This window comes from Bacillus sp. 95MFCvi2.1, assembly GCF_000374965.1.
Classification (GTDB): domain Bacteria; phylum Bacillota; class Bacilli; order Bacillales; family Bacillaceae_G; genus Bacillus_A; species Bacillus_A pseudomycoides.
On sequence record NZ_KB895703.1, the window covers coordinates 25016 to 40866 of the forward strand.

Sequence of the window (15851 nt, forward strand, 5' to 3'; positions counted from 1 at the left end):
GGGGTTAGTTATATGAGCAATTCCCGTTCGATTTTATCTCAACCAGAGTGGCGTATCGTGGATCAGTCTAGTTTAGGCCAGACTTTTCATGCTCTACAGTCATTTGCAATGGATGATACGCTATGTACAACAATCGGAAATGGTACATCTGCTTCAGCAATGCGCTCTTGGGTTCATCACAATACAATTGTTCTTGGCATTCAAGATTCTCGCCTTCCTCATTTAAATGAGGGGATTTCCTTTTTAAAAAAGAACGACTTCCATGTCATTGTCCGCAATTCAGGTGGTCTTGCAGTCGTACTTGATGAAGGGGTTTTAAATATATCACTTCTATTCCAAGAAACAGAAAAAGGAATTGATATCGATCTTGGATACGATACGATGTGGCATTTAATTAAAGAAATGTTAAAAGATTACGATGTCGATATCGAGGCAAAAGAAATCGTTGGCTCTTATTGTCCAGGTAGCTATGATTTAAGTATTCGTGATCAAAAATTCGCAGGTATTTCACAGCGCCGCATTCGCGGAGGGATTGCCGTACAAATTTATTTATGTGCTACAGGCAGTGGCTCCGAACGCGCGGCACTTGTTCGTGATTTCTACAACTTAGCAATTCAAGGAAAAGAAACAAGATTCACGTATCCTGAAATTGTTCCAAGTACAATGGCCTCATTGTCTGAACTACTTGGTGAAACGATTACTGTTCAAGACTTAATGATGCGCCTGTTAAAAACATTACAGCATTTCGCACCCAAATTAACACCATCACAATTAACAGTTGATGAAGTTCCTTTGTACGAAATGAATTTACAACGTATCATCGATCGCAATAATAAAGCACTTGATCTCGAAAAGTAATAAAAGCCCCGCTATATAGCGGGGCTTTTTAATTATAGTGCTTGAGCTGCTGTAATTAAAGCTAGCTTGTACACTTCTTCTTCGTTACAACCGCGAGATAAATCGTTTACTGGCATGTTTAAGCCTTGTAAGATTGGTCCCACTGCTTCAAAGTTACCTAGGCGTTGTGCAATTTTGTAACCGATATTACCAGCTTCTAAGCTTGGGAATACAAATACGTTAGCATCACCTTTAATAACAGAACCTGGTGCTTTTTTCTCAGCTACAGATGGTACGAATGCAGCGTCAAATTGGAACTCACCGTCTAATGTTAATTCAGGAGCCATTTCTTTCGCAATGCGAGTTGCTTCTACAACTTTTTCTGTTTCTGGAGATTTCGCAGAACCTTTTGTAGAGAAGCTTAACATTGCAACACGTGGATCGATGCCGAATAACTCAGCAGTTTTCGCACTTTCAATACCAATTTCAGCTAAATCTTGGCTGTTTGGTGCAATATTGATTGCGCAATCAGCGAATACATATTTCTCATCTTCACGTACCATGATGAATACGCCTGAAGTTTTTGTAACACCTGGTTTTGTTTTAATGATTTGAAGTGCTGGACGAACTGTGTCAGCTGTAGAATGAGCTGCACCACTTACTAAACCGTGTGCTTTACCCATGTATACAAGCATTGTACCGAAGTAGTTTTCGTCTTTAAGGATTTTACGTGCATCTTCTTCTGTCGCTTTCCCTTTACGGCGTTCAACAAAAGATGCTACCATTGCATCCATTTCTTCATATGTAGCTGGATCATAAATATCAACACCTGCTAATGTTAAGTTCATGCTAGCAGCTTTTGCACTAATTTCCTCTTTATTCCCAACTAAGATTGGCTTTACTAACTCTTCTTTTGCTAAACGCTCTGCAGCGCCTAAAATTCTTTCATCAGTTCCTTCAGGAAGTACGATAGAAATACCTTTTCCTTGAACTTTTTCTTTTACTGCTGTAAATAAATCGCTCACGAATAAACCCTCCTACAAATGTTAAAAAAACTCTACTTTTAAGAATACTTCTTTTCATCTATATTTTAAACTTATAGCTCTTAAAAAATAGGTAAAATAAAAATGATTATATTTTCATAAAATTCAGCATGGTTAATTTGTTATAAAACATTGATGAAAAACCTTTCTTTTTAGATGGGAGAGAGCATCCGGCTATGCATAGAAGCAGTCAGGAAATTTTCCCACCCCATGCCAAGTGAAAACAAAATGGATTTATACATATTCTCTTCCTAGCATTTTTAAAATGTGACAATTTTATGCACCCAAGCTTTACACAGGTGACTTTAAATCTATATATGCTATAGTTAACGTGTAAAATATCATTAACTGAGGTGAATAGAATGAGTGAAGCAGCAAAAACGTTAGATGGTTGGTATTGTTTACATGATTTACGTTCTATCGACTGGGCAGCTTGGAAAACATTATCTAGTGACGAACGCGGACAAGCAATGTTTGAATTTTTAAACGTCATCGAAAAATGGAACAAGGTCGCATCCTCAAAACAAGGTAGTCATGCAATGTATACAGTCGTTGGTCAAAAGGCGGATATTATGTTTATGATTTTACGTCCAACAATGGAAGAATTAAATGAAATTGAAACAGAATTAAATAAAACAACATTAGCTGAATATATGGTTCCTGCATACTCTTACGTATCTGTTGTTGAGTTAAGTAACTACCTTCCAGCTGATGAAGATCCATACCAAAACCCTCAAATCCTAGCACGCTTATACCCTGAATTACCAGAAGCAAATCATATTTGTTTCTATCCAATGGACAAGCGTCGTCAAGGTGATGATAACTGGTACATGCTTCCAATGGAAGAACGCAAAAAACTTATGTACAGCCATGGTAAAATTGGTCGTCAATATGCAGGTAAGGTACGTCAAGTTATTACAGGTTCTGTCGGCTTTGACGATTACGAGTGGGGTGTAACGCTATTCGCTGACGACATCCTTCAATTTAAAAAGCTTGTATACGAAATGCGCTTTGATGAAGTAAGTGCTCGCTATGGTGAATTCGGAACATTCTTTGTTGGTAACATCTTACCACGCGAAAAAGTAGCAAAATTTTTATACGTATAGTACAAAAAAGGAACGAAATTCGTTCCTTTTTCTTAATATCCTATCAAAACTCTTCAAAATCCTATTTTTTCGTCAAATTCAAACAATATTAGACAAGAAATCGTCAAATCCCCTGTTAAATTATAACTTTCTTATATTCAAAATCATGCTAAAATGGTGCGAGCTATATGCTAATAACGATGCGAAGGTGATAATGTATATGAGGAAAATTTTATCTATTTTACTAGTGTTTCTATTGTCATTTTCTTCCTTAGGAGTAACAACCTCCCATGCAGAAGAAAAAATACATATAGAAGCGGCGGCTGCCATTCTTTTTGATGCAGATACAGGAAAAATACTGCATGAGCAAAATCCAGATGAATTACTAGCTATTGCTAGCATGTCAAAACTTATTGTTGTTTACTCCGTTTTGGAAGCAATTAAAGAAGGAAAAATAGCATGGGATACAAAAGTAAACATCTCTGATTACGCTTATGAAATTTCCCGTAATAATGAATTCTCTAACGTTCCTTTCGAAAAAGGCCTACAATATACAGTTAAAGAATTATATCATTCTATTGTTATCTTCTCTGCAAATGGATCCAGCATTGCGCTTGCTGAACTTCTTGCGGGAAGTGAAAAAAACTTCTTAAACCTTGCAAATGAACACGCAAAAAAACTAGGGTTAAAGAAATATAAATTTGTAAATGCGACTGGATTAAATAATGCTGATTTAAAAGGAAAACATCCGGAAGGAACAGATCCGAATGGAGAAAACTCCTTATCAGCTCGCGATATGGGTATTCTATCAAGAACAATTATTACAAAGTATCCAGAAATACTAGAGGATACAAAACAAAGATTTAGAAACTTTCCAGATAACCATCCAAAACCAATTCGCATGGAAAACTGGAACTGGATGTTACCAGGTGCTGCTTTTGCTTATGAAGGAACAGATGGTTTAAAAACGGGAAGTTCAGATACAGCTGGGTATGGATTTACAATTTCTGCAAAACGCGGTGATCTACGTCTCATCTCCGTTATTATTAAAACAAAATCAATGGATGAACGTTTCACAGAATCACGCGAATTAATTGATTACGGATTTAATAACTTTGAAAAGCAGAAATTAAAAATAGATAAAAACAATACAATTTCTGTTGTAAAAGGAAAAGAAGATACTGTAACTGTGACACCTGAAAAAGAGATAACGGTGATCTCAAAAAAAGGAAGTAAACCATCTTATAAAGTTTCTACTGAGGCAGATAAATCACTTGCCGAAGATGGGAAATTAGTTGCGCCAATCAAAAAAGATGCTAAAGTAGGTTCACTTGTTTTAGAATCAACTGATCAATACGGTTTCTTAGACGGAAGTAAGAAGATGAAAATCGCTGCAAAAACAACAGAAGAAGTAGAAAAGGAAAATTGGTTCGTATTAACAATGCGATCAATCGGTGATTTCTTCTCAAATATGTGGTCAAAAATATTCTAATTGATAAAAAAGCTAGCACATTTGCTAGCTTTTTCATTATCTTTCTCCCTCTAACGCTAAAATTCCCCTCCCTAAAACTTTGTTTGGTTGTCATATCTGGGTCCTTTTCCTCATACGTATGAACTAGTAATTGCTCCACAATTCATCTAGAAATAAACCTCTTTCTCTAGTGCAATCCATAAAGAGAGGTGAGACATAATGGGCGTTATCAACTATACAGAAGAAGACGTAAAATTATTAGCTAGACTCATGCGTGCAGAAGCTGAAGGCGAAGGGCAACAAGGCATGCTGATGGTTGGAAATGTAGGTGTAAATCGAGTTCGAGGAAATTGCTTAGATTTTAAACAAATACGGAATTTACGCCAAATGGTTTATCAAAATCCGGGTGGTTTTGAAGCAACGCAAAAAGGATACTTTTATCAACGAGCCCGTGAACAGGACATTGCCCTTGCAAGGCGTACAATTGAAGGGCAACGTTTTTGGCCTGCCAATTTTGCTTTATGGTTTTTTAGGCCCGAAGGTGCTTGTCCACCAACTTGGTATAATCAACAAAATTCAGGCCGTTTTAAAAAACACTGCTTCTTTCAACCATCCGCCGGGGATTGCCCAGCAGTATATTAAGGAATGAAAACGAGGAGGGACTTGTAATGGCACAGCAACAAAATCCATACTATGGAACGGGTTTTTATCAACCTTCAGGGGGATATATGCAACCACAACAACAAATGACGCCGCAGCAGCAACAAGCTATGCAACAGCAAGCTATGCAGCAACAAACTATGCAGCAACAAACTGCCCAAGCACAACTTGCAGTATCTCAAGGTATGCTCCCACTAGAGCAATCATATATTGAAAACATCCTTCGCTTAAACAAAGGAAAACCAGCAACTATTGTTATGACATATGAGCGCGGCAGTTCACTTGGCACACAATCCTATACAGGTATTATTGAAGCAGCTGGACGTGATCACATCGTCATCAGTGAACCAAAATCCGGAAAAAGATTCTTACTACTTATGATTTACTTAGATTATGTAGAATTCCCTGGAGAAATCACGTATTTACCTAGCCAACCAGCAACCTATGCTCCAAGACCATAAAAAAAGCTGGCATTTGCCAGCTTTTGTTTTTGTCTTTATAATCCTTTTACAACTGCAGTTCCTAGTAAAATCCAGCCTACAATAAACGCTACACCACCAAGTGGTGTAATCGGTCCGAAAAACTTAATCCCCGTCGTACTTAATGCATATAGACTTCCAGAGAACATAATAATTCCCGCTACCATAAACCAGCCTGCTGTGCTTACAAGAGAAGATTGAATCTTATCCATTAATAACGCAACAACAAATAATCCTCCAGCATGAAACATTTGATATGTAACACCTGTTTTCCAAACTTCTAACATTTTTGCAGAAACCTTATTTTCTAAACCATGTGCACCAAAAGCACCTAACGCGACAGATAACCCGGCTGTAATACAGCCCAATAAGAAGAAAATTTTCATTGGAATTCCCCTTTTTTATCTTTATAATAAGAAATTTTTACATATTAGCCAACCAATTTAGCTTTTAGAAGTCAAATAACGAATTACCATTTGCACCATCTTCTTTTATATAGACAGGTTCTCCAGAAACCGCCGCAATCGGTTGAACCGTCATCGTCGGATGTGGTGTTATAACTTGTGATTGTAGCCTTGGCTCTACATATGCAGAAGTTTCAACCTGTTCATCTAATAATAAATCACATAAAGCACGAACCACTAAAAGATGTTCTTTTGCCTTTCGTCCTTCACTATTTTTTGCTTTCGCAACTTCATTTGCCATTTTATTTAAAATTTTATCGCTCGATATTTGCATTCCTAATCACCTCGTACTTTGTAGTTCTTTCTCAAATTGCCCCAGCTTCTCTACTGGACCAAATACTATTATCATATCATGTTCTTGTAATTTTTCCTGCCCTGTTGGATTATGAATAATATTTCCATCTCGTAAAATCGCTAAAATTGTAACATCAAATTGATTTCTCACATTGCTTTCTATCAATGTTTTTCCAATTAAAAAAGACCTTTCGCCAATTTGAACTTCCTCTATTGCAAAAGCCTGATCTGTTCCATAAAGTACCGTATCAATATAATGAACCGTTAACGGATTTGCGATTCCTTTTGCAATATGAATTCCAGCCATACTGGATGGATTAATAACTTTATTGGCACCAGCACGGCGTAATTTCCCTTCCGTTTCTGGCTTTTCAGCTCTAGCCACAATTTTAATTGTACTATTTAATCCTCGTGCTGTTAATGTAATGAATACATTTTCAGCATCATTTGCAACAATCGCTACTAAGCCAGCAGCCCTTGTAATTCCCGCCTTACATAACACCTGATCTTCCGTGGCATCACCATGTACATATAAAAGCTTTTCTTTCTCTAGTACTGCTTCTTCTTTATCAACAACAACAAATGGAATATTCTTTTCTTGTAACTCGTGTACAACTTGGAGCCCTACTCTGCCACAACCGCATACAATAATATGGTCTTGTATTTGCGCTATTTGTTTGTCCATTTTCTTCCTCCGCACTGCATGAAATAAATTCCCCTCAATAATCATTGCCGCTACTACCCCGATTGCATATGTAACAATTCCTACACCAACAGGAATAATAAGAAGTGCAAAAATCTTCCCAGCTTGTGTTAATGGAACTGCATCTCCATATCCAACCGTTAATACTGTAATCATTGTCATCCAAAAGGCTTGAAACAAACTAATCTCTTCTATCATCATAAATCCGATTGTTCCAAGAACTACAACAAAACACATACATATAACTGCAATCCATAATTGCCTGCGTGCATTCATCTCATTCTTCAACTCTTTTCTCTACTACAATCTTTGCCAGAGGAAATGAAATACGTATATACTAGAAGCGGAATCTACGAAAGAGGTTGATATAATGAAAACATTTCTTTCTGCCTTGCAATGGGCATTATTTATTTTGGCCGGTAGCCTCATTGTACCAATTAGTGTTGCTGCTAGTTATGGCCTTGAAGGTGCTGAAGCAATTGCATTTGTACAACGAACGTTATTTGTTCTTGGCTTTGCTGGCCTTCTGCAAGCTATATTTGGTCATAGGCTACCGATTCAAGAAGGGCCAGCCGGTCTTTGGTGGGGAATCTTCTCACTATACGCGAGTTTAGGTGTCGTATTATTTGGATCAAATAATGAAACACTCCGCGTCTTACAATACGCATTTCTGTTAAGCGGCATCATCTGTATTATCCTTAGTATTTTTGGACTTATTGATAAACTTGTCCGTTATTTTACACCAACAGTAATTGGAACATATTTATTCCTTCTCGTTGCCCAGCTCAGCGGTTCTTTTCTAAAAGGAATGTTCGGCCTTGATGGACAACATACTGAAGTACAAGCAAACGTCTTTATTCTTTCACTCATTGTTATTTTACTATCTTTTTTTATTATGAAGCTACCTATTATTGGACAATACTCTGTTCTGTTCAGCATTGTCTTTGGATGGATCCTATTTGCATGCTTCGGATTATCTAATCAGGTTACACCGGTAACAGATATCATCCGTCTACCGTCTCTATTCGTGTTTGGATTGCCTCGTATCGAATGGAACATGGCAATTACCGTTGTCTTTGTCACACTATTGCTCTTAACGAACATGTTGGCAAGCATCCGTGTTGTGCAAAAGGTTGTTTCTAAATATGAAGAAGGTGCAGTTCAAAATCGATTCAAACATGCCGGAATTATAACGGGCATAAATCAGCTTTTAGGTGGTCTTTTCTCAGCAATTGGACCAGTAGCTATTTCAGGTTCAGCTGGATTTATTGCAACAACAAATATTTATAAACGCCTTCCTTTCCTATTAGGGTCAAGTTTTATTATTGTAATTAGTATATTTCCAAAGATTACATCATTCTTCGCCGCTATTCCTGTCGCCGTTGGATATGCTGCTATTTATCCTGTATTTGCAAGTATGATTGGTCTTGCCTTCCGTGAATATGACACCGTAGAAAATAAAGAGCGTTTATTCCGCGTCGCTGGTCTGTCTCTTTTCACAGGAATCGGGGTTATGTTTGTCCCGCCGCAGGCATTTTCGACCCTGCCACCATTTTTAGCATCATTTTTAAGCAATGGCCTTGTACTTGGTTCTGTCATGGCTATTTTGCTTGAAGTTTTATTTTCCCGTTCAAAGGAAAAACAACCATCGTAAATTGGAAAACTTCCATTATTGCACTCTACTTTCAGAGTTGTTACGATAGAATTATCATGGGCAATATGCCCATGATAATATATACTAACAATACAGTGATCAGGCTCACTATATAAAATGAAACTTCCATCACCAATCAGGTTTTTGGTTTTTCACATATACATTACTGCTTTAAAAACAAAAGATGACCTGCACTCATTTTCTCCCTTTGTTTTAACTTGGCGTGGTGGCAGGAAAAGGATCCGACCGCTTCTATGCATGGGCGGATGCTCTCTTCCATCTAAAAAGGAAGGGTTTCTATCTTTTTTTCAATTTATGTACCTTTAAAGAGGTTCGATGTCTTACTATTTAATCCTCATCGTTTTGCTAGAACGAATTTCTAACAATATCAACTTTCAACAAAGAAAGGAACTTTCTATATGTCTTATAAAATGATTGTTTTAGATTTAGATGATACTTTACTACGTGATGACCATACGATTTCAGAACGTACAAAACAGGCCTTAATGACTGCTCAAGAACAAGGTGTAAAAGTTGTGCTTGCTTCTGGCCGTCCAACATTTGGTATGCGTCATATTGCAAAGGAGCTTCGTCTAGAAGAATATGGAAGCTTCATCTTATCGTTTAATGGTGCAAAAATTATTAATTGTAAAACGGATGAAGAATTATTCAGCAGTACACTATCTCCTGAAATCGTTCACAATCTATATGAAATTAGTAAAGAAGAAGATGTTTGGATTCATACGTATATGGGCGATGATATTATAACGGAAGAAAATAATCCATATACAGAAATTGAAGGAACTCTTACAGGCATGTCAATTATTGAAGTAGACAGCTTTATCACTGCTGTACAAGAACCTGTTGTAAAAGTATTAATGAATAAAGAAGCTGAACGCCTTGTAGAAGTAGAGAAAAAACTTCAAAAACAACTAGAAGGCAAACTAAGTGTAATGCGTTCAAAACCATACTTCTTAGAGTTCACAGAAGCTGGTGTAACAAAAGGAACAAGCTTAAATCAATTGATTCAAAAACTTGGTATTAAGCGTGAGGAAGTAATCGCAATGGGCGATAGCTACAACGATCAAACAATGATCGAGTTCGCTGGCCTTGGTGTTGCGATGGGCAATGCTCCAGATGACATTAAAGAAATTGCAAACTACGTAACAGACACGAATATGAATGATGGCGTTGCTAAAGTTGTAGAGAAATTTGTGCTAAAAACCGAAGTTCTTGTTTAATATATAAATTTTTCAACATACAAGTTACTGCTTTGAAAACAAAAGGTGACCTGCACTCATTTCCCCCCTTTTTTTAACTTGGGGCATGGGGCTAAAAAAGGACCTAACCGCTTCTATGCATGGACGGATGCTCTCTCTCATCTAAAAGGAAAGGTTTTTTGTACTTATATAGATGCATTCACAAAACCCATTTGAAGTCAAATACTTCAAATGGGTTTTTATTTAAATGTACGTAGCTTTGTGAAGATATTTCGAACTTTACAACATTCTCGTAGTGTAAACTTTGTTTTTGTATATAATGAAACAAAACATACTATTTTATTTGGAATAAGAATACAAATTTACTATATACAAGCGCATGTTTAAGGAGGCACTTTTATGTTATCTACACCAATCGGAAGATTAAGAGCAATTGGATTAGTCGAAGGGATTTCCTTTCTACTACTATTATTTGTAGCGATGCCGTTAAAATACTTTGCGGGGTTTGCAACAGCAGTTAAAATTACAGGTATGGCTCATGGCGTTCTATTTATATTATTCATCTTTGCCGTGATTCAAGTAACAATCGTACATCGTAAGTCTATCTTATGGGCTTTAGGTGCGTTGATTGCTTCCGTTATCCCATTTGGTACATTTGTACTAGATGCAAAATTAAAAAATGAACCGCAGTGATTAAAAAAGGTAGCTAACAGAATGACTGTTAGCTACCTTTTTTATAGATTTGGAATTTGCCAATCAATTTTTTTCTCATCCATACTAGATAAGAGGTCATTTACTTTTGAAAACGGCTTGCTGCCAAAGAAACCTCGTCTTGCTGATAAAGGACTTGGATGTACAGATTCAATAATATGATGATTCGAGTTTGTAATCAGTTTTTTCTTTGCTTGTGCATGGCGCCCCCACAATATGAAAATTAAAGGTTTTTCACGTTCATTTAACAGTTCAATAACACGATCTGTGAAATGCTCCCATCCTTTTCCCTTATGAGAATTTGCTTCTCCTTGTCTCACAGTTAACACCGCATTAAGTAATAATACGCCTTGCTCTGCCCATTTCACTAAATAACCGTTATTCGGAATTTCACAACCAAGATCTGCATGCAATTCTTTGTACATATTTTGCAGTGATGGTGGTGTTTTCACGCCAGGTTGCACAGAAAAACTTAATCCATACGCTTGATCTGGTCCATGATATGGATCTTGTCCTAAAATAACAACCTTTGTATCCTTATAACTTGTATAATGTAGTGCATTAAAAATATCATTAGCTTTCGGATATATGACATGGGTACTATATTCTTCTTTTAAAAACTGTCTTAGTTTTTGATAATATGGTTTCTCGAATTCTGGTGCAAGTAACGGCTCCCAATCATTCTTTAAAATATGTTCCATCTCTTCACTTCCTATTCATTTAATTGACCATGTCTTGCTTCGTAAATACGACAAATGAAATGATAAGAGAAACTACAGCCCAAGCTGTTAAATTCATCAATGAAAAGCTCATCGATAGACCTTGCAATGCCGGTAACTTCCCTGATAAATAATCTGTGAGCGATAAATTTACGCTAAAAATATATTTTGCCCCTTCCCAAGACGTTGCGAAGGAACTTAAGATACCACCTGCAATTAACGCCGCTAGCATGACTCCCATACCAGCTGGTGTATTACGAATTAACACAGAAACCATAAAGGATATGGTTCCCACAACAATCGCAACAAACCAAGCTAATCCATATGCCATTAAAATATATTGCCACTGCGGAATGAGGTGGACAAAATTTGTATTCAATGTTTCTTTATCAATTCCAAAACCCGTCAGTACCGGTAAATTCCACCCGGCATATCCGAAAACAACGCCCGATAATACATAGGAGAAAATCCCCACCAAGAGCAATATAAGTGAGATAAATAACAACATCGTCACATATTTACTGAGAAGAATTTTAAAGCGTCGAATGGGCCGTGTTAGAAGCATTTTCATCGTTCCATCACTTCGTTCTCCCGATACAATGTCAATTGCAACAATCATTACAAGTAGCGGAATAAACAATGTAATTCCTTGTTCAATGAATGCTCGTACAAACGTTGGTGCTCCTGGTGCTGTTGGATTAATATCATGATCTAAATAATATTGTTGCTGCTCCACTCGTACTTTCAGCCAATCCCGCCATTCTTCTGGCAACCTAGAATTATTTAAACGATTTTGCGAATCAACAATTTGCTGCTGAAGTGCTACCTTCCAATCGCTCGTACCAAGGCGTTTTTGCGTTGTCTGCACTTCACGATACTGTGCATAAACAAACAAAGGAATTAAGATTGCCAATATGAGCATGACGACAACAATACGTTTCTTTCGATAGATTTTTTCTGATTCATTTAAAACAAGATTCGCAAATTCACGCATGTTTCTCACTCCCTGTGAGTTCAATAAATAAATCTTCTAGTGTAAATACAAGCTCCTTCACACTATGTACATCTATTCCGTTTTCTACAAAGCGTTTATTCCAAGCACTAATTGTATTAATATCCATTCGGCACAATAAACGTTCATCATCTATGCTAATTTCCCTAACTTCTTTTGAAGTTTTTAAAAGTTCTAATGCTCGGGAAATCGGTGTAACAATCCATTCAACACGATCGCTCGCAGTTTTAATCAACTCTTCAATAGGTGCAACTGTAATCATTTTTCCCTTGTGAATAATAGCGACACGATCACATATCATTTGTACTTCACTTAGTAAGTGACTCGAAATAAAGACACTCATGTTTTCTTCTTTCACAAGCTTATGTATAAACTCCCTCATCTCTCTTATACCAGCTGGATCTAGGCCATTTGTTGGTTCATCTAGTATAAGGAGTTTCGGGTTTCCAAGAAGAGCCTGCGCGATTCCAAGGCGTTGTTTCATACCCAGAGAATACGTTTTCACTTTATCGTGAATACGTTCATCTAAATGAACCATTTTCGCAATTTCTAAAATACGTTCATCTGATATACCGCCAAGCATACGTGCAAATTGCTTTAAATTTTCCCACCCTGTTAAATATGTATAGAGCTCTGGATTTTCCACGATGCTACCAATTTGCCGCATCGCTTCTCGAAAGTTCTCTTTAATATTATAACCACCAATAGAAATCGTACCTTCAGTCGCTTTAATAAGACCAACTAGCATCCGAATTGTTGTTGTTTTCCCTGCTCCATTTGGTCCTAAAAATCCAAACACTTCTCCTTGGTTCACATCAAATGAAATGTTTTCAACAAGCGTCTTTTTCCCAATGACCTTTTTCACATTTCGTACTGAAAGTACCGTCGTCATTTCGCCCCTCCTTCATTTAGCTTCAGCTTACTTACAACGCCTTGTAATAAGCGATTCGCCATATATGAGTAGCCAATTTCATTCGGATGAAAATGATCTGAGTATAATAATTCTTTCCCTCGGTTTTGAAACAGATCAAACGTTGGCGTTATATATACATTTTTATTATCTATTGCTAACTTCTCTAAAGATGCATTCCAATCTACAACAATGGATGAAGAACCTTTTAAATCTTCAACATCCTCAAAAGGATTGTATAAACCGAGCCAGAAAATCGGGCTATCTGGATTTAGCTTTCGAATTTCTGTTAAAACTTGTTTTGCCTGATTTTGAAATGTTTCTGTATTAGGGCGATATGTTTCTAGATCTATCTTTCCAAGTGATTCCCATCCTGGAAATAAGTCATTTCCTCCAATTGTTAAAATGATAAGATCCGCTTGCTTAATTGAGTACTGTGCACCACTACTTGCTATTTGTTTCAACAAATCCGGCATTTTCGCACCACTAACAGCTAAATTCGTTAACGCTACCTTTTGTTTGTAGTCCTTCTGCAAACTTTCTTTCACTCGTCCCACATAGCCAATTCCTTCTTTATCTCCAACGCCACGCGTTAAAGAATCGCCTAAACTGACAACTTGTAATGTTCCAGGGTGCTGTTTCCCCTTTACTTGTTTTTGTGCTGTCTTCATAGTTAAATTTGAAGCTTTCGGATTTAATACATCATTAATCCCCGAAATAAAACCATATGCAAATAAACAAAAAGATGCAATTGTAATGAGTAAAATTCCTTTTACTAATTTGGATCTCATGTCAAAACCCCTTTTAGCCTCATAGATTGTCCCTAATTATACCAAACGCCTTTTCGAAAAGCGATTTTCATACTTTATGCATTATGTAGTTTCACGAAGGGTCAATTGTGGTAAAAGTTCAATGTTCTTCACATCTATTTTTTCATCCTCTATCTTCTCATATAATATTTCAAATGCTTTCGCACCAACTACTTTACTAGAATGAGCAATTGTTGTAATTCCTAACACATCAGCCACCTCTTGGTCATCGCACCCAATAATTGCAAGATCTTCAGGAATACGAATTCCTTGTTTTTTTGCTTCCGTTACCATACCTGCTGCGATTGGATTACAAGAAACGAGAAATGCTGTTGGTTTCACAGACATGTTAATCCACGCTCTTATCACTTCACGACCATCCTCTACTGTAAAATGCTCTGTAAACTTCCATTCTTCTCGAGATTCTATAGAAATCTCCTGAAGCGCTTCCTCATAAGCTTGTTTTCGTTTTTGACTATTTACGCTATGACTTCTGCCAATACAATATCCAATGTGGGCGTGTCCGTTTTCTATTACGTATTTCATCCCCTGCGAAAACACCTTATAGTGATCAATATGTACGCTAGAAATACACTTAGATTCTATTTCTTCACATGTTACAATCGGACCAAAATTTGTATATTCTTCTATTGTTTTGCAGCCATTCATTCTCGAGCATATAATTACACCATCAAGCTTCTTCATTTTTAACATATGCAAAATTTCAAGTTCTTTTTCGGCACTATAGTTCGTCTGACAGAGCATCATATTATAATTTTTTTTGGCCGTTTCTTTAGAAATCCCCTCAATAATTGCACTGTAATATTGATCATTTACATGCGGCAAAATAACACCTATCACATTCGTCTTTCCTCTTACTAAATGAATCGCATTCACATTTTGGGTGTAATTTAGCTCTTCAATGATTGCTAAAATTTCCTGCCTCTTTTTATCACTTACATACGGATGATTATTTAATACACGTGAAACCGTTGACACTGATACACCGGCAATTTCCGCAATCTTTTTTATATTTGTCATCTTATTTCCTCCCCTTCCCATCATTTAAATAAACCTCATCAAAAAATTCTTTCTTGACCTGGTAAGCTTTCCACAATATATCCTTTTCTAGCAAATACATTCAGAAAGGATTTGAAACATATGATACGTCTAAAACTAGACTATATATTTTTTATTAGCGGACTACTCATCCTATCTCTTGGAATTAACATGATGACAACTATTACTTCATTTGGCCTTAGTCCTTATGATTCGTTTTTTATTGCGCTATATCAAAACTTTGGAGTAAGTATTGGCTTTTGGATTTTTATGATTAACTTCGCCTTTACACTTATTGTGCTATTTTTGAATAAGAAGCATATTACAATCGGAACAATTGTTACTATGGTTCTTATTTCTGTTTTTGTTGATTGGATTGGTTCTATTACTATCATTATGGATTCAATCCGCTCTCTTCCAAAATATATAACACTTGTGTGCGGAAATCTATTTGTTGGCGCTGGAATTGGAATTTATGTCTCCACACAATTATGTGCAGCACCACAAGAGGCCTTTGTCTTAACAATGTCTGAAAAGAAAAAATGGACGTTTCGCAGAACAGAAATTTCATTAGCTTTGCTATTTTTGACACTCAGTTTCTTATTAGATGGGCCTATTTACTTCGGAACAATTATCCTTTCCTTTACAACAGGCTGGATCATTCAAGCATTTATTCAGATTGGTACAAAAATCCTCCACATGAAAAAAGCCTATTGAGCGA

At 36.7% G+C, this 15851-nt stretch carries 18 protein-coding genes; 9 read left to right on the forward strand and 9 right to left on the reverse strand.

Annotated elements, in window-relative coordinates:
• The first annotated feature begins 12 nt into the window (after positions 1–12).
• Entirely contained in the window at positions 13–858 is an 846-nt protein-coding gene (locus tag C568_RS0118535) for a lipoate--protein ligase family protein (RefSeq protein WP_018764888.1), read from the forward strand.
• Positions 859–890: 32 nt separating this feature from the next.
• Here the strand turns inward: C568_RS0118535 and pta are convergent, their stop codons facing one another.
• Positions 891–1862, reverse strand: a complete 972-nt coding sequence (gene pta, locus C568_RS0118540; protein WP_003202407.1) for a phosphate acetyltransferase — start codon at positions 1860–1862, stop codon at positions 891–893.
• A gap of 380 nt (positions 1863–2242) precedes the next feature.
• On the opposite strand from pta, the gene hemQ reads away from it, so the two are divergent.
• The 4 genes from hemQ to gerQ all read left to right on the forward strand — a co-directional run bounded on the left by hemQ (position 2243) and on the right by gerQ (position 5557).
• On the forward strand, positions 2243–2986 hold the full coding sequence (gene hemQ, locus C568_RS0118545; RefSeq protein WP_006096706.1) for a hydrogen peroxide-dependent heme synthase: 744 nt from the start codon (positions 2243–2245) through the stop codon (positions 2984–2986).
• 193 nt (positions 2987–3179) lie between these two features.
• A complete protein-coding gene (locus tag C568_RS0118550; protein ID WP_029427496.1) occupies positions 3180–4457 on the forward strand; it encodes a serine hydrolase in 1278 nt (425 codons plus the stop codon).
• Positions 4458–4655: 198 nt separating this feature from the next.
• Positions 4656–5078: a cell wall hydrolase gene (locus C568_RS0118555; RefSeq protein ID WP_003202402.1), complete on the forward strand. Its 423-nt coding sequence runs from the start codon at positions 4656–4658 to the stop codon at positions 5076–5078.
• Positions 5079–5104: 26 nt separating this feature from the next.
• Entirely contained in the window at positions 5105–5557 is a 453-nt protein-coding gene (gene gerQ, locus C568_RS0118560; RefSeq protein WP_018782397.1) for a spore coat protein GerQ, read from the forward strand.
• A gap of 35 nt (positions 5558–5592) precedes the next feature.
• On the opposite strand, the gene C568_RS0118565 is transcribed toward gerQ, so the two are convergent.
• The 3 genes from C568_RS0118565 to C568_RS0118575 all read right to left on the reverse strand — a co-directional run bounded on the left by C568_RS0118565 (position 5593) and on the right by C568_RS0118575 (position 7312).
• Positions 5593–5961 (reverse strand): DUF423 domain-containing protein, encoded by a 369-nt coding sequence (locus C568_RS0118565; protein WP_003202398.1) that lies wholly within the window; start codon positions 5959–5961, stop codon positions 5593–5595.
• Positions 5962–6025: 64 nt separating this feature from the next.
• Complete coding sequence (locus C568_RS0118570) at positions 6026–6313, reverse strand: YwdI family protein (protein ID WP_018764884.1); 288 nt, start codon at positions 6311–6313, stop codon at positions 6026–6028.
• Between the two features lie 6 nt (positions 6314–6319).
• Entirely contained in the window at positions 6320–7312 is a 993-nt protein-coding gene (locus C568_RS0118575; RefSeq protein WP_018782398.1) for a potassium channel family protein, read from the reverse strand.
• A gap of 94 nt (positions 7313–7406) precedes the next feature.
• Between C568_RS0118575 and C568_RS0118580 the strand changes: the two genes are divergently transcribed.
• The 3 genes from C568_RS0118580 (at position 7407) to C568_RS0118590 (ending at position 10603) form a co-directional block, all read left to right on the forward strand.
• A complete protein-coding gene (locus C568_RS0118580) occupies positions 7407–8690 on the forward strand; it encodes a purine/pyrimidine permease (RefSeq protein ID WP_018782399.1) in 1284 nt (427 codons plus the stop codon).
• Positions 8691–9109: 419 nt separating this feature from the next.
• A complete protein-coding gene (locus tag C568_RS0118585) occupies positions 9110–9931 on the forward strand; it encodes a Cof-type HAD-IIB family hydrolase (protein WP_003209257.1) in 822 nt (273 codons plus the stop codon).
• Positions 9932–10309: 378 nt separating this feature from the next.
• Positions 10310–10603: a DUF3817 domain-containing protein gene (locus C568_RS0118590; RefSeq protein WP_003202389.1), complete on the forward strand. Its 294-nt coding sequence runs from the start codon at positions 10310–10312 to the stop codon at positions 10601–10603.
• Between the two features lie 41 nt (positions 10604–10644).
• On the opposite strand, the gene C568_RS0118595 is transcribed toward C568_RS0118590, so the two are convergent.
• From C568_RS0118595 to C568_RS0118615, 5 genes are all read right to left on the reverse strand, one after another.
• A complete protein-coding gene (locus C568_RS0118595) occupies positions 10645–11322 on the reverse strand; it encodes a uracil-DNA glycosylase (protein ID WP_018782400.1) in 678 nt (225 codons plus the stop codon).
• A gap of 19 nt (positions 11323–11341) precedes the next feature.
• Complete coding sequence (locus tag C568_RS0118600) at positions 11342–12334, reverse strand: ABC transporter permease (protein ID WP_018782401.1); 993 nt, start codon at positions 12332–12334, stop codon at positions 11342–11344.
• Complete coding sequence (locus C568_RS0118605) at positions 12327–13244, reverse strand: ABC transporter ATP-binding protein (RefSeq protein ID WP_018782402.1); 918 nt, start codon at positions 13242–13244, stop codon at positions 12327–12329. Before C568_RS0118605 ends, C568_RS0118600 begins: the two co-directional genes overlap by 8 nt.
• Positions 13241–14053, reverse strand: coding sequence for an SGNH/GDSL hydrolase family protein (locus tag C568_RS0118610; RefSeq protein ID WP_018782403.1), 813 nt, complete (start codon positions 14051–14053; stop codon positions 13241–13243). The genes C568_RS0118605 and C568_RS0118610 overlap by 4 nt, the downstream gene beginning before the upstream one ends.
• Positions 14054–14134: 81 nt before the next feature.
• Positions 14135–15112 carry a LacI family DNA-binding transcriptional regulator gene (locus C568_RS0118615; RefSeq protein WP_018782404.1) on the reverse strand — a complete coding sequence of 326 codons (978 nt, stop codon included), beginning with the start codon at positions 15110–15112 and terminating at the stop codon, positions 14135–14137.
• A 120-nt stretch (positions 15113–15232) separates the two neighbouring features.
• On the opposite strand from C568_RS0118615, the gene C568_RS0118620 reads away from it, so the two are divergent.
• The gene (locus C568_RS0118620) at positions 15233–15847 is read left to right on the forward strand and encodes a YczE/YyaS/YitT family protein (RefSeq protein WP_026008491.1); all 615 of its coding nucleotides are present in this window, start codon (positions 15233–15235) and stop codon (positions 15845–15847) included.
• The last annotated feature ends 4 nt before the right edge of the window (positions 15848–15851 follow it).

Excerpts from the sequence above, each read along its gene's own strand:
- C568_RS0118555 (WP_003202402.1), top strand. The coding sequence starts at position 4,656 with ATGGGCGTTATCAACTATACAGAAGAAGACGTAAAATTATTAGCTAGA.
- C568_RS0118615 (WP_018782404.1), bottom strand. The coding sequence starts at position 15,112 with ATGACAAATATAAAAAAGATTGCGGAAATTGCCGGTGTATCAGTGTCA.
- C568_RS0118550 (WP_029427496.1), top strand. The coding sequence starts at position 3,180 with ATGTATATGAGGAAAATTTTATCTATTTTACTAGTGTTTCTATTGTCA.
- C568_RS0118585 (WP_003209257.1), top strand. The coding sequence starts at position 9,110 with ATGTCTTATAAAATGATTGTTTTAGATTTAGATGATACTTTACTACGT.
- C568_RS0118600 (WP_018782401.1), bottom strand. The coding sequence starts at position 12,334 with ATGCGTGAATTTGCGAATCTTGTTTTAAATGAATCAGAAAAAATCTAT.
- C568_RS0118605 (WP_018782402.1), bottom strand. The coding sequence starts at position 13,244 with ATGACGACGGTACTTTCAGTACGAAATGTGAAAAAGGTCATTGGGAAA.
- C568_RS0118535 (WP_018764888.1), top strand. The coding sequence starts at position 13 with ATGAGCAATTCCCGTTCGATTTTATCTCAACCAGAGTGGCGTATCGTG.
- hemQ (WP_006096706.1), top strand. The coding sequence starts at position 2,243 with ATGAGTGAAGCAGCAAAAACGTTAGATGGTTGGTATTGTTTACATGAT.
- C568_RS0118595 (WP_018782400.1), bottom strand. The coding sequence starts at position 11,322 with ATGGAACATATTTTAAAGAATGATTGGGAGCCGTTACTTGCACCAGAA.
- C568_RS0118580 (WP_018782399.1), top strand. The coding sequence starts at position 7,407 with ATGAAAACATTTCTTTCTGCCTTGCAATGGGCATTATTTATTTTGGCC.
- C568_RS0118565 (WP_003202398.1), bottom strand. The coding sequence starts at position 5,961 with ATGAAAATTTTCTTCTTATTGGGCTGTATTACAGCCGGGTTATCTGTC.
- C568_RS0118570 (WP_018764884.1), bottom strand. The coding sequence starts at position 6,313 with ATGCAAATATCGAGCGATAAAATTTTAAATAAAATGGCAAATGAAGTT.
- C568_RS0118620 (WP_026008491.1), top strand. The coding sequence starts at position 15,233 with ATGATACGTCTAAAACTAGACTATATATTTTTTATTAGCGGACTACTC.
- C568_RS0118590 (WP_003202389.1), top strand. The coding sequence starts at position 10,310 with ATGTTATCTACACCAATCGGAAGATTAAGAGCAATTGGATTAGTCGAA.
- gerQ (WP_018782397.1), top strand. The coding sequence starts at position 5,105 with ATGGCACAGCAACAAAATCCATACTATGGAACGGGTTTTTATCAACCT.
- C568_RS0118575 (WP_018782398.1), bottom strand. The coding sequence starts at position 7,312 with ATGAATGCACGCAGGCAATTATGGATTGCAGTTATATGTATGTGTTTT.
- C568_RS0118610 (WP_018782403.1), bottom strand. The coding sequence starts at position 14,053 with ATGAGATCCAAATTAGTAAAAGGAATTTTACTCATTACAATTGCATCT.